The following is a 15461-nucleotide window of genomic DNA, read 5'->3' on the forward strand; positions in this document are numbered from 1 at the left end:
GGCGGGCGGTAGAACCAGGAGGTGACCGCCCCCGCGTCCCGCATCGTCGAGCTGGGTCCCGGCGACGACCCGTTCACCTCGTGGTGCCGGGTGTGGGCGGCCGCGCAGCGAGCCGACCGCCCCGACGACCCCCCTCGTCCCGCGCAGGAGCACGTCGCGCTGGGCCGTGAGCTCGCCGCACCCGGCGGCTCGCGGGACGGCGTGCACCGGGCGGCTGTGGCCGACGGTGCCGTGGTGGGGGCACTGCGGGTGATCTTCCCGCTGAAGGACAACACCTCCCTCGCCGTCCTGGACGTCGCGGTGCACCCCGCGCACCGCCGGCGGGGCCTGGGCAGCGACCTGCTGGCGGTGGGCCGCGCGCTCGCCACGGAACGCGGCCGCACCGTGCTCATCGCCGAGGTCGACGAGGCGGCGCCGGGTGCGCCGGGGCGGACGTTCGCGGAGCGGCACGGCTGGGCGTGCGATCTGACCGAGACCCGCCGCGACCTGGTGCTGCCGGTGGACGAGGACCGGCTGTCGGCCCTCGAGGCCGAGGCGGCGCGGACGAGCGCCGGGTACAGGATCGTCACCTGGCGCGACCGCACCCCGGACCCGCTGCTGGAGGACCGTGCTCTGCTGGAACGGCGGATGACGACCGACGCCCCGCACGGCGACCTGCCGGTCGAGGAGGAGGAGTGGGACGGCGAGCGCATCCGCGAGCACGAGCGGTCCCACGTCGCCCGCGGGCGGGCGGTGCTCTCCACCGGTGCGGTCACCGGCGACGGGCGGCTGGTCGCGTTCACCGATCTGCAGGTGTCGCTGGGACAGCCCGAGCGCGCCCACCAGGGCGGCACCCTGGTCCTCCGTGAGCACCGGGGGCGCCGGCTGGGCGCCCGGATCAAGGCGGCCGTACTGCGCGACCTGGCCGCGCGGTTCCCCGAGGTCCGCCGGATCAGCACGTACAACTCCGAGAGCAACACGCCCATGGTGGCGGTCAACGAGGCCCTCGGCTTCCGGCTCGCCGGGCAGCTGTCGTCCTGGTCGCTCCGGCTGTGACCGCGCCGTCGCCGGGTGCCGGCGGCACCCGGCGGCCCCGGGACCGCAGACTGGTCGGGTGCTGACCGTTCCGCCGGAGTTCGTCCGCGCCCACACCCGTCCCGTGCGGCCCGCGCTGGTGCCGGAGGTGGAGCTGCTGGTCGCCGCCGACGTCGTCGCCCTCTGGGAGGCGATGGAGACCGAGCTCGGCCGCACCTCCACCGATCCACCATTCTGGGCCGCGGCGTGGCCGGGTGGCCAGGCGCTCGCGCGGTACGTCCTCGATCATCCCGAGCTCGTCGCCGGGCGCAGGGTCCTCGACCTCGGTGCCGGCAGCGGGCTGGTCTCCGTCGCCGCCATCCGGGCCGGTGCAGCCGCGGTGCTGGCCAGTGACGTCGATCCGTTCGCGCTGACCGCGGTCGCCGTCAACGCCGAGCTGAACGGGACGGCGGGCATCACGCCGGTGGGCGACGTGCTGGGCGACGGGCCGCCCGACGTGGGCCTGGTCCTGGCCGGCGACGTCTGCTACGACCGCGAGATGACCGACCGGGTGCTGCCGTTCCTGGCTGCCGCCCGCGCGGGAGGGGCCGTCGTGCTGATCGGCGACCCGGGGCGGATCTACCTGCCGGAGGACCGGCTGATCGCGCTGGCGGTGTACGACGTCCCCGACACCGAGCCCTCGCCCACGCAACCCACGAGCGTGCGCCGGACGACGGTGTGGCGGCTGCCCTGAGACCCCAGGCCCGCCGAGCTCTTGTCACCGGGGGATTGTCACGGCCCGATAACGATGGTTACCGTGGCTCCGCCCGGCCGGTCGTTCCCTCCCCATCCGGGGAGGTCGGCCCGGGCGCCGCCGAGTCGCCCGCAGTCATCGTGCCGCGGGCGAGCCGGGGACCCACCGCAGCACTGGGGTGAATCGCGCGCCGCGCACGTCGCGGCGCGGGTAGGGCCGCTTCCCGCCGAATCCGTCCCCACCGGTAGGCGGCCATCGGAAGAAACGGAGCGCCGCCGCATGGCGAGCCCACAGGGCCACCAGGCACGGAACCGCCGCAGGCACGCAGACTCGCGGGCGCCGTCCCCGCGCTGAGCCCAGGCGTCCCGCCTCACCGCTGCCTCGACCATCCCGCAGCAGCCCGCCGCATCCGGGCCGCCTGCTGTGCCTCGTACCAGGAGCAGTTCCTCCCCATGAACCTTCCCGTCACCTCGATCGCCCGTGCACTGCGTCCGACGGCCGGTCGCCGCCGCGTCCCCGGGCCGGCCCGCCGCGCGGGGCTCCTGCTGGCGGTCGCTGCCGCGGGCGGCCTCGTCGCCGGCGTCGTCGTCGCCGACGAGCCGGCCGCGCACGCCGAGCCGCGACTGGCGTCGGTGAGCGTCGCCGAGCAGCTCGGCATCCCGGCCGGGGCGCCCGCCGACGTGGCCGAGGTCGCCGACACCGCGGCCGAGTCGCTGGAGCGGCTCGCCGCCAGCCGCAGCGAGCGCGCCGCCGAGCAGACCGCCGCGGCGCAGGCCCGGGCCGCGGCCGAGCAGGCCGAGCTCGACCGTCGGGCTGCCGAGGAGGCGGCGCGGATCGCGGCCGAGGAGGCCGCGCGCCAGGCTGCCGAGGAGGCGGCCCGCCAGGAGGCTGCCCGCCAGGAGGCCGCCCGCCAGGAGGCCGCCCGCCAGGAGGCCGCCCGCCAGGAGGCCGCCCGCCAGGAGGGCGCCCGCCAGGCGGCCGAGGAGGCTGCCCGTCAGGCGGCCGCGCGGCAGGCCGAGGCTGCGGCTCGTCCGAGCCGGGCCGCGGCCGCACCGGCTGCACCTACCGCGCCGTCCGGGTCCTACCAGGGCTACGCCATGCAGCAGCTCGGTGGCTCCGGCAGCGAGTTCGGCTGCCTGGAGAAGCTGTGGGGCAAGGAGAGCGGCTGGAACCCCGACGCGCAGAACCCGCGCAGCACCGCCTACGGCATCCCGCAGTTCCTCGACTCCACCTGGGCCGGCACGGGCATCGCCAAGACCTCCGACGGCTACCGGCAGATCGACGCGGGGCTCATCTACATCGAGAACCGTTACGGCTCGCCCTGCGGCGCGTGGGCGCACTCGCAGAACAAGGGCTGGTACTGAGAGGTCCCCTGTGCCCCCGACGCCTCGCGGACTCGGCGCGGGGCCCTGCAGAGGGGCCGCCGTCCTCCCGCCCATGCACGCTCGCGACGGGACCGGCGCGCAGTCAGTCGAGCAGCCCGGCCTCGGCCTTCGCGGTGAGGGCCGTGCGGACCGCCTCGTCGACGGTGTCGGCGAAGGCCGGGTCGACCGCGCTGCGGGCGAGGACGGCGTCGATCATCCCGGGTATCAGCCCGGCGTCGACGCTGAGCACGAGCGTGCCCCCGGCGGCGAGGAAGCGGACGGCGCGCTCGCCCGGTGGGACGTCCCGCACGGCGGCCGCGTTGGCGAGGTCGTCGGAGACGATCACACCGTCGAAACCGAGCCGGTCGCGCAGCAGGTCGGTGACGACCGTCCGGGAGAACGCCGCCTGGTTCGCCGGGTCGAGCCGGGTGTAGATCGCCGACGACACCATCACGAAGGGGTCGGCCGCCGTGCGGGCCAGCGCGTCCGCGAATGCGGTCACCTGCTCGTCTCCGGCCGTGGTCACGGTGTCGACGACGCCGGCGCTGGTGTCGGTGTTGGCGGCCACCCGGCCGAGTCCGGGGAAGTGCTTGAGCGTCGGTACGACGCCGTGGGCGGCCAGTCCATCGGCGATGGCAGCGGCGTCCACGGCCACCTCCGGGCCGGTATTGCCGTACTGCCGCTCGAAGTACCCGATCGGCTCGTTGCCCGCCTCGGTGCCGGCCGGCACGACATCGGCGACCGGCGCGAGGTTGAGGTTGAGGCCGGCCGAGGCCATCGACGCCCCCAGGCCGTCGCCGAGCGCGGCGAGCTGCTCGGCCGGCAGCGCGCCCTGCTCGACCGCCGTGGGCAGGGCGTCGAAGCCGCGACCGCGCAGCGTCTGGACCTTGCCACCCTCCTGGTCGGCGGCCAGCCACAGCCGCGGACCCGGGGCCTTTTCCTGCCAGTCGGTGGCGGTGGCGGCGAGTTCGGCGGCAGCCGTGGTGGAGCGCCCGGCGAGGAACACCCCGCCCGCGCCCTGCTGGACCAGATCGTCGGCTGCTCCCAGCTCGTCGAGCGGGACCCCGGCGACGAAGAGCTGCGCCACCCGGGCCCGGCGGTCCAGCCCGGTCAGCGCTGCGTCGACGGCCGCCTCGGGGCCCTGGGCGGCCGCGGCGCGCTCCGGGGCCACCGTCCGCACAGCGGCGGCGTCCGCCGTCGCAGACGCGAGACGGGTGGGCGTGCCGGCACAGCCGGCCAGCACACCGCAGAGCGCCAGAGAGGCCAGGGTCGACAGGCCGCCGCGGAGTCGCACGGGTCTCCCAGAGGGTCGGTACGGGATTCGGTCACGACCATCGACCGGACCGTCCGGGGATCCGCGGTTCGACGCGCCGGAGCGGATCCCGCCCGCCCCACCCGACCCGTGCGGGTGCTGCCGTTGCACCTGCCGCACCGCCGAGGGGTCGGCCGCGTGGAGCACGTCGTGGGCGACCACCTGCAGCGCTTCGGTCAGCGAGACGGGGTCGTGGCTCCCTGGAGCGAGACCTCCGCCGGAGCCGTTCCCGTTCGAGGGGGCGCCGGTGCAGCGTCATGCCTAAGGTCGGGGACGAGCGACCGGACGGCAGAGGGGGAGCGATGACCGAGGCCGACGACAGCCGGCGAGCCGCGTCGCAGAGCGGGCTCGTGGGCCGGTCCATCGACGAGTTCGTCACCCAGCTGCGCGGCTTCACCGAGCGCGCGCGTGGTCTGGCGGGCAACGCCACGGCGCGGCTCCCGCTGCCGGCTCTGCCCAGCCCGCCGGGCGCGCTGTCGGCCGCCCAGGTCAGGGCGATCGCCGAGATGGTGAGCGCCCAGCGCAGCTCCATCGCGGCGATGCGCGCCCAGCTGGATGCCTTCGACCAGCAGCTCGAGGTCCTCGAGCGGATCCTCGACCCGTTGGTGGAGTGGAGCTCCACCTGGGCCCGTCTCGAGGAGGCCGTGGGCGACTTCGTCCGTCGCGACGGCGAGCGACGCCAGAGCGGCGAGCGGGCTCAGTAGCCGTCGTCCTCGTCCCCGGGCTGGGGTCGACGGCGCAGCAGGCCGGTCACCGAGCCCATCCTGGTCTGCGCCTGCCGCAGCCCGGAGATCAGCGGCATCAGGTCGTCGTGGATCCGGCGTAGCGTGTCGGGGACCGTGTCGACGGCCGGGTCGTCGAGCACCCGGCTCACCCGCTCGATCCCGGGGCGCAGGGCCCGCACCGGCTCCTCGAGCTCCTCGACCAGCGACTCCAGGCGCTCGGCCATCCGCTGCGCCGACGCGATGGTCTCGCGGGCCGACGTCGTCGCGGCGGTCAGCTCGCGCACCGTGCCGTTGAGGTCGGCGAGGGTGCGGGGGAGCTGGGCGAGCGCTTCGGTCTGCGTCTGCAGCAGGGAGAGCAGCTCGGCGAACCCGGGGATGCGGGGAATGCCGAGGCCGCGGAAGGGATCCACCCCACGACCGTCGACGACCGGTGCCCGGGACGCAACCCGACCGGCCGGAGGGGCGACCCAGCGGCCGTGTGCTCGACCGCTGGATCTGGGCCGTCCGGTGCTGCGCGCGGCACCGGTTGCCGTGACGCGTGGGTGCCCACTCGACGGCTCGCGCATGCCCCGGTGCTGCCACCCGGTCCGACCGGGCTCAGGACTCGGCTCGTTCTCCGGCGTCCTGCACCATCAGGGGCAGGAGGACACGCTGTCGCAGCCGTTCCCCGCGGCTTCGGCGGCGAACTCCGCTGGCAGGATGCACGTGGCCTGCTCGGTGGTCGCCAGATTCAGGCAGCGGGGGCGAACGACACCGACGCCCACTCGTCGAGCCCGAGGACCTGCCACGTCCGCCGCATGAGCGCCGGCGCGTCCCAGAGTTCGAGCCGCACTCCCCGCTGGGTCAGGCTGCGGGCCCACACGGCGATCGCCCGGCACCCGGCCACGTCGGCGAACTGCAACTGCGAGACGTCGAGGGGGCACGTGCCGCCGGTGACCGGTGAGGTCGCCAGCACCCTGGCCAACTGCTCGGCGCCGAGCGCGTCGACGTCGCCGACGAGCACGACCCGCTGCTGGTCGAAGAAGACCTGGAACGCCGGGGGAGCACCTGGTGCGCGCACCACCGGGTGCACCGCGGAGGCCTCGGTCAGCGTGTTCGCCGGGAGATCGGCGCGGTAGGCGCACATCGCGGTCATGCCGGGCCCGTGCGCGACGAACTCGTCGGTGACGTGCTCCCAGCGGACCGGCTCCGGCTGGACCTCCGGGTCGGCGGCCAGCGCACCGACCTCGGCGAGGACGCGCAGCCCTCGGTAGCCAGCGCCAGCGCCTGCGCCGTGGCGGCATCGCAGAAGGCGTGCTGCCGCTCGGCACTGGAGGCGCCGGCGGCGGCGTAGGCCTCGGCCACGGTGAGGGTCTGCAGCGTGCCCTGCTCGATCAGTGCGGCGACGCCGCCGAAGGCGGTGGCGAAGCGGTGCAGCCCCTCGACCACCCGGTCCCCGACGCAGAGCAGCCGTTCCCCCCGGGCCAGCCCGCCACCGAGGAAGTCCAGCGGTACCTCGTCGAGCTCGCGCTCGTCGAGGTACACCCAGCAGACGTGGTCGTGCGCCCGTTCGTCCCCCGACGGCCCAGCCGTCACAGCGCCCTGAGGATGTCCTCCACCCGCTCGCGCGCGTCACCGAAGAGCATCCTGGTGTTGTCCCGGAAGAACAACGGGTTCTGGACCCCCGCGTAGCCGGTGTTCATCGACCGCTTGAAGACCACGACGCGCTCGGCCTCCCACACGCGCAGCACCGGCATGCCGGCGATGGGGCTGCCCGGATCGTCGGTGGCGGCCGGGTTCACCGTGTCGTTGGCGCCGATCACCAGGACGACGGAGGTCGCGGCGAGGTCGTCGTTGATCTCGTCCATCTCCAGGACGACGTCGTAGGGCACCTTGGCCTCGGCCAGGAGCACGTTCATGTGACCGGGCAGCCGTCCGGCGACCGGGTGGATGCCGAACCGCACCTCGACGCCGCGTTCGGTGAGCTTGCGGGTGAGGTCGGCGACCGGACCCTGGGCCTGTGCGACGGCCATGCCGTAGCCCGGGGTGATCACCACGGACTTCGCGTCCCGCAGCAGCTCGGCGGTGTCGGCGGCGCTGATCTCGGTGTGTTCGCCGTGGTCGACGTCGGCGGAGCCCACGCTGCCCTCGTTGCCGAAACCACCGGCGATGACCGACAGGAACGACCGGTTCATCGCCCTGCACATGATGTAGGAGAGGTAGGCACCCGAGGAGCCGACCAGGGCGCCGGTGATGATCAGCAGGTCGTTGCCCAGCAGGAAGCCCGAGGCAGCGGCCGCCCAGCCCGAGTAGCTGTTGAGCATCGAGACGACGACCGGCATGTCGCCTCCACCGATCGAGGCCACCAGGTGCCAGCCCAGGGCCAGCGCCAGCACGGTGACCACCGACAGCACGACCAGGTTCGGCTCGACGACGAACACCACGGTGAACGCCACGAACAGCGCCAGCGCACCCAGGTTCAGCCAGTTGCGGCCCGGCAGCATCAGCGGGTTGCTCTTGATCCGCGCCGACAGCTTGAGGAAGGCGACGATCGAGCCGGTGAAGGTGACCGCGCCGATGAACACGCCGACCACCACCTCGCCCGAGTGGATCCCGGCCTCGGCCCCGTCGAGCACCGGGCCGCCGTCCTGCCCCGCGGCGCCCTCGACCGACAGATAGCCGTTCCAGCCCACGAGGACCGCGGCCAGACCGACGAAGCTGTGCAGCAGCGCGATGAGCTCGGGCATGCCGGTCATCTCGACCTTGCGCGCCCGCCACAGCCCGATCGCGGCACCGATGGCCACGGCGACCACGAGCAGGACGAGCCCGGTCGCCGAGGTGTCCCGGGTGGCCAGGCCGACGGTCGCGGCCAGCGCGATGACCATGCCGGCGATGCCGTAGGCGTTGCCCGCCTTCGCCGTCTCGTGCCTGGACAGGCCGGCCAGGCTGAGGATGAACAGCAGGCCGGCGACGATGTAGGCCGCCGACGCGGCGGTGGTGGCGGTCATCGGGTCGCGCCTCTCCCGCTCGGCCCGCGGGAGAACATGCCCAGCATGCGGCGGGTGACGGCGAAGCCGCCGAAGACGTTGATGCTGGCGACGAGGGTGGCGATGAACGCCAGTGCCCGGACGACGCCGTCGTCGCTGCCGAGCTGCAGCAGCGCGCCGACGACGATGATCCCGGAGATCGCGTTGGTGACGCTCATCAGCGGCGTGTGCAGGGCGTGGTGCACGTGCCCGATCACGTAGAACCCGACGACGACGGCCAGCGCGAACACGGTGAAGTGCTGGACCAGCTCGTCGGGGGAGAACGCGGCGAGCAGGAACAGCAGCGCCGCGCCGAGGCCGACGAGGGCGAACCGCCGTCCCGGTCCGGGAGGCTCGGGTGGGGGAGCGGGCTCCGCCTTCGGGGCGACGGGCGCCGGCGCCGCCGGGGCGGCCGAGACCTGCACCGGCGGCGGGGGCCAGGTCTTCTCGCCCGCGCGGACGACGGTGATGGTCCGCTGCACGACGTCGTCGAGGTCGAGGACGAGCTGCCCGTCCTGGCCGGGGGTCAGCAGCTTCAGCAGGTTGACCAGGTTCGTGCCGTACAGCTGCGAGGCCTGCGCCGGCAGCCGGGCGGGCAGGTCGGTGTACCCGATGATCGACACCCCGTTGGGCGTGACCACCACCTCGTCGGGCACCGAGCCCGCGACGTTGCCGCCCTGTGCGGCGGCCATGTCGACGATCACCGAACCCGAGCGCATCGAGGCGACCATCTCCTCGGTGACCAGCCGCGGCGCCGGCCGGCCGGGGATGAGCGCGGTGGTGATGACGATGTCGACGTCCGTCGCCTGCTCCGCGTACATCTGCGCGGCCCGCCGGTTGAAGTCCTCGCCCATCTCGCGGGCGTAGCCGTCGGTGCTCACCTGTGCCTCCGCGCTGGGGACGGCGACGTACTCGCCGCCCAGCGAGCGAACCTGTTCGGCCACCTCGGGCCGGACGTCGGTGGCCCGCACGATCGCGCCCAGGCTGGAGGCCGCCCCGATCGCGGCGAGGCCCGCGACACCCGCTCCGGCCACCAGCACCTTCGCCGGGGACACCTTGCCGGCGGCCGTCACCTGACCGGTGAAGAACCGGCCGAAGACGTTCGCCGCCTCGATCACCGCCCGGTACCCGGCGATGTTGGCCATCGACGAGAGCACGTCCATCGACTGGGCCCGGGAGATCCGGGGAACGGCGTCCATCGCCAGCGCCGTGATCGGCCGCGTGGCGAGCGCGTCGACGAGCTCCGGGTCCAGTGCCGGCGACAGCAGGCTGATCAGGATCGCGCCGTCGGCCAGCCGGTCGATCTCCTCGATCGCCGGGGCGTTGACCCGCAGCACCACCTCGGCACCCCAGGCGTCGGCGGCCGTGCCGATGCGTGCGCCGGAAGCGGCGTAGGCCTCGTCGGGGAAGCTGCTGGCCGCACCCGCCCCGCTCTCCACCACCACGTCGTAGCCCAGCGCCACCAGCTGGGTCACCGTCGCCGGTGTCGCAGACACCCGCGTCTCGCGGGGCCGCGTCTCGCGCGGGACTCCGAGCTGCATCGTGGCGCTCCGTTCCTCGGAGGCAGACCTCGTCGCCTGCCCGCCTGCGGTGGGGTCGTTCGCGGTGCTGGTGGATCGGGAGGAATCTTGCCTGGTGACGGATCGCCGCGCGTTCGGCTCCGCGGATGCGAGCGAGCCCATGGGCCGTCGGGTGGCGGGATACGGGCGCGCCGCCGTACTCCCCCGAACGGGGGGCCTCGCACGCACCCGGGTGAAGGCGGCAGGGGGCATCGACCGAAGTAGTCCGCGGCGGGCCCGAGCGTCGGCGCCTGTGTGGACGAGGGGAGGACCGTGTCCGTCATCATCAGCGAGCCCGACGACGACCGTGTCCCACCGGCGGTCGTGGCATCGGTCTTCTACAGCGCCAGCGTCAGCGACAGCCTCGCCCTGGTGGTCGCCGAGATGGTGGCCGGGCGCGCCGGCGTGACCTGGGCCAACACCGGAGCGGTCGAGCTGCTGGGCTACGGGGTGGACGACATGCGCGCCCTGCCGGTCGACCACCTCTTCCCGAGCCTCGGCGGCGGGGAGCTCAAGCTCCTGCTGCGCCGCGAGCGCTCGGCCCGGATGACGCTCCCCGTGCGGACCGCCAGCGGGGCCATGGTGCAGTCCGTGGTCACCACCACGCCCTCACCCGGTGGCCGGATGTGGACCATCCGCATCGTCTCCACGACCAACGAGCAGGAGCGGGCGCTGCGGGCCACCGCCGACGCCCACGAGCGCCGCTTCTCGACGCTCACCGAGCGGTCCCCGGTACCGACGCTGCTGTCCGAGCAGGGCATGCGGCTGGCGCACGTCAACGACGCGTTCTGCAGCCTCGTGGGGCGTCGCGCCGAGCAGCTGCTGGGCACCGGGTGGATCGACACCGTGCACGACGAGGACCTCGAGGCGGTCATCGAGCAGGTGTCGGCTGCTCTGGACGGCGAGGAGGCGGAGATCCAGGCCCGCCTGGTGCGGGAGGACGGCGGGATCCGGACCACGGTGATCCGCTTCGCCCACGTGTTCACGCCGGGGGTGGGCGCCGGCTTCGTCGGCACGATCGAGGACATCACCGACCGCCTGGCCTTCGAGGCCAAGCTCGCCCACCAGGCCAACCACGACCCGCTCACCGGGCTGCCGAACCGCACGCTGCTGGCGCAGTACGTCGCGGACCGCTTCACCCCGGGGACCGGGGGACTGGCCTGCCTCTTCCTCGATCTGGACAACTTCAAGGTCGTCAACGACTCGCTGGGGCACACGGCCGGCGACGAGCTGCTCACCGAGGTCGCCGCCCGGCTCGGCTCGGTGGTCCGCCCCGGCGACCTGGTGGCCCGGTTCGGCGGCGACGAGTTCGTGGTGGTCTGCGAGAACGTCGACCAGGCTGCGGCCGTGGCCCTCGCCGAACGGATCTCGGTGGAGCTGGCCCGCCCCGTGCGGCTCGGCGGCGTGGACGTCCGCCCCTACGCCAGCGTCGGGGTCACCGTGCAGACCGAGGAGCACTCCTTCGCCGAGGAGCTCATCCGCGACTGCGACATCGCGATGTACCAGGCCAAGGCCGGCGGGAAGGGCCGCATCACCGTCCTCGACCAGCGGGCGCGGGAGCAGGCGCGCGACAAGCTGCGCCTCGTCGCCGAGCTGCGCGACGCGATCGAGCGCCGGGACATCACGCTGCTCTACCAGCCGATCTTCAGCACCGCGGACGGCCGGCCCGTGGCGGTCGAGTCGCTGGCGCGCTGGACGCACCCCGAGCGGGGGCCGCTCAGTCCCGCCGTCTTCGTGCCGCTGGCCGAGGAGAGCGGCCTCATCGCCGGCCTGGGGCTGCTGGTCCTGGACGAGACGTGCCGGCAGCTGGCCGAGTGGGATCGGCTCATGGGGGCCGCCGCACCGCCGCGCGCCAACGTGAACGTCTCCGCGCTGCAGCTGGACGGCAACCTGCCCTCGCAGGTCGCCGCCGCGCTGGAGCGGCACGGACTGCACCCGTCCCGGATCAGCATCGAGATCACCGAGTCGGCCCTGATGAAGGATCCCGACGCGGCCCGCGAGCTCCTGCACCAGCTGCGCGACCAGGGCGTCGAGCTGGCCATCGACGACTTCGGCACCGGCTACTCGTCGCTGGCCTACCTGCGGCACCTACCGGTGAACTGCCTGAAGGTGGACCGGTCCTTCGTCGCGGAGCTCGCCCACGGCCACACCGAGATCGCCTCCGCGGTCATCGCGCTGGCCCGCAACCTGAACCTCAGCACGGTCGCCGAGGGGGTGGAGACCGCCGAACAGGCCGCGGAGCTGGCCCGCCTGGGCGCGACGTACCTGCAGGGCTTCAGCCTCAGCCAACCCATGACCGGTCCCCGCACTGCCGTCTGGTTCGCATCGCAGGGAGAGTCGACCCCATGACCGTCACCCCGTTCCCGGCCCGAGCCGAGGCCGCACCCCAGTTCGACCTGGAGAAGGTGCTCAGCAGCATCGACACCATGGCCGCCCAGCGTCCCGTGGCGGCGCAGATCGTCTCCGTGGCGAACTCCGACGACACCAGCGCGAAGGTGCTCTCCCGCATCCTCGCCTCCGACGTCGCCCTGGCCAGCCGGGTCATGAAGCTGGCGAACTCCGCCTACTTCGGCATGCGGGGGCGGGTGACCTCGCTGCAGTTCGCCGTCACGGTCGTCGGGTTCACCACCGTGCGGACCATGGCCACGGTGGCGCTGACCGAGCTGGACGACGAGTCCCGCCTGCCGGAGAACTTCTGGGACGTGACGACCAGCCTGGCCCTGGCCTGCTCCTCGCTGGCGCCGCGCTTCGGCGAACGGCCGCAGGACGCGCTGTGCATCGGCCTGCTCGCCCAGATGGGGACGGCGCTGCTGCACCACAACGACGCCGAGGGCTACGCCGAGCTGATGGCCGAGCACCACGACTTCACGACCCGGCGGACCGCGGAGCTGCGTCGGTACGGCATCAACAGCCTCCGGCTGACCGCCGTCGCCCTCGAGCAGTGGGGCTTCCCGCACAGCATGACCAGCCGGCTCAACCAGGTCGACGACTTCACGTCGATGGAGGGAGCCCTGCTCCGTGGGGCCTTCGAGGTCGCGGCCCGGCTGACCACCGAGGACTACGACACCGTGCCGATCGTCCGGCTCACCTGTGGTCAGCTGCGCGAGGACGACCTGGTGCCGGTGCTGGACGCGGTGCGGGCCGACGCCGACGAGCTCCGGCGCGCGATGCTGGGGGACTGAACGCCCCGCCCGGATCGCTGTGCGCAGACGAGCAGGATCGCGGTGACGAACTGCTCATCTGCGCACAGCGTCTGCGCGGCGTCAGGCGTACGGGGCGCCCAGCGGGTCGACCGTCTCCCGCTCGCCGACGTGCTCGGCCAGCCGGGCGACGGCGAAGCCGCCGTCACCGAGCAGGTGGTCGATCGCGGTCAGCCGGCTGGTGTAGTGGCCGACGGAGTACTCCGCGGTCACCCCGATCCCGCCGTGCAGCTGGATCGCCTCCTTGCCGACGTGCCGTCCGGCGCGGCTGCTCTGCAGCCGGGTCCGGTCGGCGGCGGAGACGACGTCGCCGCCGGCCTCCTGCACCATCGACGCCCACAGCGCGGTGCTGCGGGCCAGTTCCAGGGACACGTACATGTCCGCAGCGCGGAACGTGAGCGCCTGGAAGCGGTTGAGGGTGACCCCGAACTGCTTGCGCGTCTTGAGGTAGTCGGCGGTGATCCGCAGCGCGGTGTCCATCGCCCCGATCGCCTCGTGGCTGTAGGCGATCCGCGCCTCGGACAGGGCCCGCTCGATGGCCGCCGTCCGGTCCGGGTGGGCGGGCGAGCCATCGCCCAGCCGGGTGGCCGGGGTGCCGTCGAAGCGGACGTTCGCCGCACGGCTGCCGTCGTGCGTGCGGTAGCCGGTGCGGGTCAGGCCCGGAGCGTCGCCCTGGACGAGGAACAACCCCGTTCCGCCGTCGACCACCGCGGAGACGACGAGGAGGTCGGCCCGGGCACCGTTCGGCACCGGCTCCTTGACGCCGGAGAGCGTCCAGCCCTCGCCGGCCTGTGCGGCGGTGACCGCCGACGCCGACGTGCTCCACCGCGTGCCGATCTCCGCGTGCGCGAAGGCGGGCACGCATGCGCCCTCGGCGATGGCGGCGAGCAGCTCGCTCTTCTGCTCGTCGGTGCCGACGGCGGCGATCAGGCCACCGGCGAGCACCACTGCCTCGATGAACGGCTCGGGGGCGATGACCCGGCCGATCTCCTCGGCGACGATCGCCACCTCGATCGGCCCGGCACCCATGCCGCCGTGCTCCTCGGCGAAGGGAAGCCCCAGCAGGCCCATCTCGGCCAGCCGGGACCAGGTCTTCTCGTCGAAGCCCGGGTCGTTGCCGACCACCTTGCGGCGCGTCTCGCTGTCGCCGTAGGCGCGCTCCAGGAGACCGCGCACGGCCTCCCGGAGGTCGTTCTGCTCGCTGTCGAAGGTGAAGTCCACGTCAGATCACAGCCCCAGGATCGTGCCGGCGATGATGGTGCGCTGAACTTCGTTGGAGCCTCCGTAGATGGAGACCTTCCGGTAGTTCAGGTAGTGCGGCGTCGCCACCCGCGCCCAGTCGGGCACGTCGGAGCCCTCCTCCGCGAACGACGCCACCGAGAGCGGGCCGGCGATGTCCACCAGCAGCTCGGTGGCCGCCTGCTGCAGCTCCGAGCCCTTCAGCTTGAGCACCGAGGACGCCGGATGGGGCTTGCCGTCGGCGGAGTTGGCGACCACGCGCAGCGCGGTCAGCTCCAGGGCGACCAGCTCGTTCTCCACCTCGGCGATCCGCGTCGCCATGAACGGGTCCTCCAGCAGCGGGCGGCCGTCGACGGTGATCTCGCGGGCGTACGCCTTGGCCTGCGCGAGCATCTTCTTGCTGGCGCCGACGCGGGCGATGCCGACGCGCTCGTTGCCGAGCAGGAATTTGGCGTAGTCCCAGCCGCGGTTCTCCTCGCCGATCAGGTTCTCGCCCGGCACGCGGACGTCCTCGAAGAACACCTCGTTGACCTCGAAGCCGCCGTCGATGAGCTCGATGGGGCGGAGCGTGACGCCGGGGGTGTCCATCGGGAAGACCAGCATCGAGATGCCGCGCTGCTTCTTCTCCGCGGTCGGGTCCGTGCGGACCAGGCAGAAGATCCAGTCGGCGTGCTGGCCCAGGGTCGTCCAGGTCTTCTGGCCGTTGACCACCCAGTCGTCTCCGTCACGCACCGCGGTGGTGCGCAGCGAGGCGAGGTCGGAGCCGGCGTCGGGTTCCGAGAAGCCCTGGCACCACCAGATGTCGAGGTTCGCCGTCTTGGCCAGGAAGCGCTCCTTCTGCTCCTGGTTGCCGAAGGCCGCGATGACCGGGCCGATCATGCTGGTGTTGAAGGCCAGCGGCTCGGGAACGCTGGCCAGCTGCATCTCCTCGCGCCAGATGTGGCGCTGCAGGGGCGTCCAGTCCCGGCCGCCCCACTCGACCGGCCAGTGCGGCACCGCCAGGCCGGCGGCGTTCAGCGCGCGCTGGGCCTCGACGTACTCCTCCTTGGCCACGTGCCGGTGGGCCGCGACCTTGGCGCGGATCTCCTGGGGCACCTGGGTGGTGAAGAAGCTCCGCATCTCCTCCCGGAAGGCCTGGAGCTCCGGGGACAGCTGCAACCGCATCGGTCCTCTTTCCTGACGGCGGCAGCGCCGTCTCGACGTAGTGCCCCGACGATCCCACACGAGCTACCGGTGGGTAGATCCGGCTCACCGACCGGCTGCCGGGGTGCACGCACGCGCCCGGGCAGCCGACGTAGCCCGAGGCCCGG

At 73.4% G+C, this 15461-nt stretch carries 13 protein-coding genes and 1 pseudogene; 6 read left to right on the forward strand and 8 right to left on the reverse strand.

Annotated elements, in window-relative coordinates; all coding sequences use genetic code 11:
- Positions 1 to 21 precede the first annotated feature (21 nt).
- From QOZ86_RS13990 to QOZ86_RS14000, 3 genes are all read left to right on the forward strand, one after another.
- The gene (locus QOZ86_RS13990) at positions 22 to 1035 is read left to right on the forward strand and encodes a GNAT family N-acetyltransferase (protein WP_284492587.1); all 1014 of its coding nucleotides are present in this window, start codon (positions 22 to 24) and stop codon (positions 1033 to 1035) included.
- 58 nt (positions 1036 to 1093) lie between these two features.
- The gene (locus QOZ86_RS13995; protein WP_284492588.1) at positions 1094 to 1747 is read left to right on the forward strand and encodes a class I SAM-dependent methyltransferase; all 654 of its coding nucleotides are present in this window, start codon (positions 1094 to 1096) and stop codon (positions 1745 to 1747) included.
- Between the two features lie 452 nt (positions 1748 to 2199).
- Positions 2200 to 3111, forward strand: coding sequence for an aggregation-promoting factor C-terminal-like domain-containing protein (locus QOZ86_RS14000; RefSeq protein WP_284492589.1), 912 nt, complete (start codon positions 2200 to 2202; stop codon positions 3109 to 3111).
- Between the two features lie 103 nt (positions 3112 to 3214).
- Here QOZ86_RS14000 and QOZ86_RS14005 read toward each other — a convergent pair whose 3' ends face one another.
- The gene (locus QOZ86_RS14005) at positions 3215 to 4405 is read right to left on the reverse strand and encodes a glycoside hydrolase family 3 N-terminal domain-containing protein (RefSeq protein ID WP_284492590.1); all 1191 of its coding nucleotides are present in this window, start codon (positions 4403 to 4405) and stop codon (positions 3215 to 3217) included.
- A gap of 320 nt (positions 4406 to 4725) precedes the next feature.
- Here QOZ86_RS14005 and QOZ86_RS14010 point away from each other — a divergent pair, with 320 nt between their 5' ends.
- Positions 4726 to 5127, forward strand: a complete 402-nt coding sequence (locus tag QOZ86_RS14010) for a hypothetical protein (RefSeq protein ID WP_284492591.1) — start codon at positions 4726 to 4728, stop codon at positions 5125 to 5127.
- On the opposite strand, the gene QOZ86_RS14015 is transcribed toward QOZ86_RS14010, so the two are convergent.
- The 5 genes and pseudogenes from QOZ86_RS14015 to QOZ86_RS14035 form a co-directional block, all read right to left on the reverse strand.
- Positions 5121 to 5558 (reverse strand): hypothetical protein, encoded by a 438-nt coding sequence (locus tag QOZ86_RS14015; RefSeq protein ID WP_284492592.1) that lies wholly within the window; start codon positions 5556 to 5558, stop codon positions 5121 to 5123. The two genes, QOZ86_RS14010 and QOZ86_RS14015, sit on opposite strands and share 7 nt — an antisense overlap.
- Before the next feature lie 320 nt (positions 5559 to 5878).
- Positions 5879 to 6283 (reverse strand): STAS domain-containing protein, encoded by a 405-nt coding sequence (locus QOZ86_RS14020; RefSeq protein ID WP_431521223.1) that lies wholly within the window; start codon positions 6281 to 6283, stop codon positions 5879 to 5881.
- A pseudogene (locus QOZ86_RS14025) lies at positions 6272 to 6723 on the reverse strand (MEDS domain-containing protein); the annotation flags it as partial. The gene QOZ86_RS14020 and the pseudogene QOZ86_RS14025, both read right to left, overlap by 12 nt.
- Positions 6720 to 8135: a Re/Si-specific NAD(P)(+) transhydrogenase subunit beta gene (pntB, locus tag QOZ86_RS14030; RefSeq protein WP_284492594.1), complete on the reverse strand. Its 1416-nt coding sequence runs from the start codon at positions 8133 to 8135 to the stop codon at positions 6720 to 6722. The gene pntB and the pseudogene QOZ86_RS14025, both read right to left, overlap by 4 nt.
- Entirely contained in the window at positions 8132 to 9694 is a 1563-nt protein-coding gene (locus QOZ86_RS14035; protein ID WP_284492595.1) for a Re/Si-specific NAD(P)(+) transhydrogenase subunit alpha, read from the reverse strand. The genes pntB and QOZ86_RS14035 overlap by 4 nt, the downstream gene beginning before the upstream one ends.
- A 291-nt stretch (positions 9695 to 9985) precedes the next feature.
- On the opposite strand from QOZ86_RS14035, the gene QOZ86_RS14040 reads away from it, so the two are divergent.
- Both QOZ86_RS14040 and QOZ86_RS14045 read left to right on the forward strand, forming a co-directional pair.
- Positions 9986 to 12061, forward strand: coding sequence for a putative bifunctional diguanylate cyclase/phosphodiesterase (locus QOZ86_RS14040; protein ID WP_284492596.1), 2076 nt, complete (start codon positions 9986 to 9988; stop codon positions 12059 to 12061).
- Positions 12058 to 12894 carry an HDOD domain-containing protein gene (locus QOZ86_RS14045; protein WP_284492597.1) on the forward strand — a complete coding sequence of 279 codons (837 nt, stop codon included), beginning with the start codon at positions 12058 to 12060 and terminating at the stop codon, positions 12892 to 12894. The genes QOZ86_RS14040 and QOZ86_RS14045 overlap by 4 nt, the downstream gene beginning before the upstream one ends.
- An 81-nt stretch (positions 12895 to 12975) precedes the next feature.
- On the opposite strand, the gene QOZ86_RS14050 is transcribed toward QOZ86_RS14045, so the two are convergent.
- Both QOZ86_RS14050 and QOZ86_RS14055 read right to left on the reverse strand, forming a co-directional pair.
- The gene (locus QOZ86_RS14050) at positions 12976 to 14133 is read right to left on the reverse strand and encodes an acyl-CoA dehydrogenase family protein (RefSeq protein WP_284492598.1); all 1158 of its coding nucleotides are present in this window, start codon (positions 14131 to 14133) and stop codon (positions 12976 to 12978) included.
- Between the two features lie 6 nt (positions 14134 to 14139).
- Positions 14140 to 15315, reverse strand: a complete 1176-nt coding sequence (locus QOZ86_RS14055) for an acyl-CoA dehydrogenase family protein (protein ID WP_284492599.1) — start codon at positions 15313 to 15315, stop codon at positions 14140 to 14142.
- Positions 15316 to 15461: the final 146 nt, after the last annotated feature.

The organism is Blastococcus capsensis, assembly GCF_030165005.1.
Lineage (GTDB): Bacteria > Actinomycetota > Actinomycetes > Mycobacteriales > Geodermatophilaceae > Blastococcus > Blastococcus capsensis.

Coding starts and splice junctions, on each gene's coding strand:
- QOZ86_RS14035 (WP_284492595.1), bottom strand. CDS start 9,694: ATGCAGCTCGGAGTCCCGCGCGAGACGCGGCCCCGCGAGACGCGGGTG.
- QOZ86_RS14045 (WP_284492597.1), top strand. CDS start 12,058: ATGACCGTCACCCCGTTCCCGGCCCGAGCCGAGGCCGCACCCCAGTTC.
- QOZ86_RS14000 (WP_284492589.1), top strand. CDS start 2,200: ATGAACCTTCCCGTCACCTCGATCGCCCGTGCACTGCGTCCGACGGCC.
- pntB (WP_284492594.1), bottom strand. CDS start 8,135: ATGACCGCCACCACCGCCGCGTCGGCGGCCTACATCGTCGCCGGCCTG.
- QOZ86_RS14010 (WP_284492591.1), top strand. CDS start 4,726: ATGACCGAGGCCGACGACAGCCGGCGAGCCGCGTCGCAGAGCGGGCTC.
- QOZ86_RS14055 (WP_284492599.1), bottom strand. CDS start 15,315: ATGCGGTTGCAGCTGTCCCCGGAGCTCCAGGCCTTCCGGGAGGAGATG.
- QOZ86_RS14020 (WP_431521223.1), bottom strand. CDS start 6,283: ATGACCGCGATGTGCGCCTACCGCGCCGATCTCCCGGCGAACACGCTG.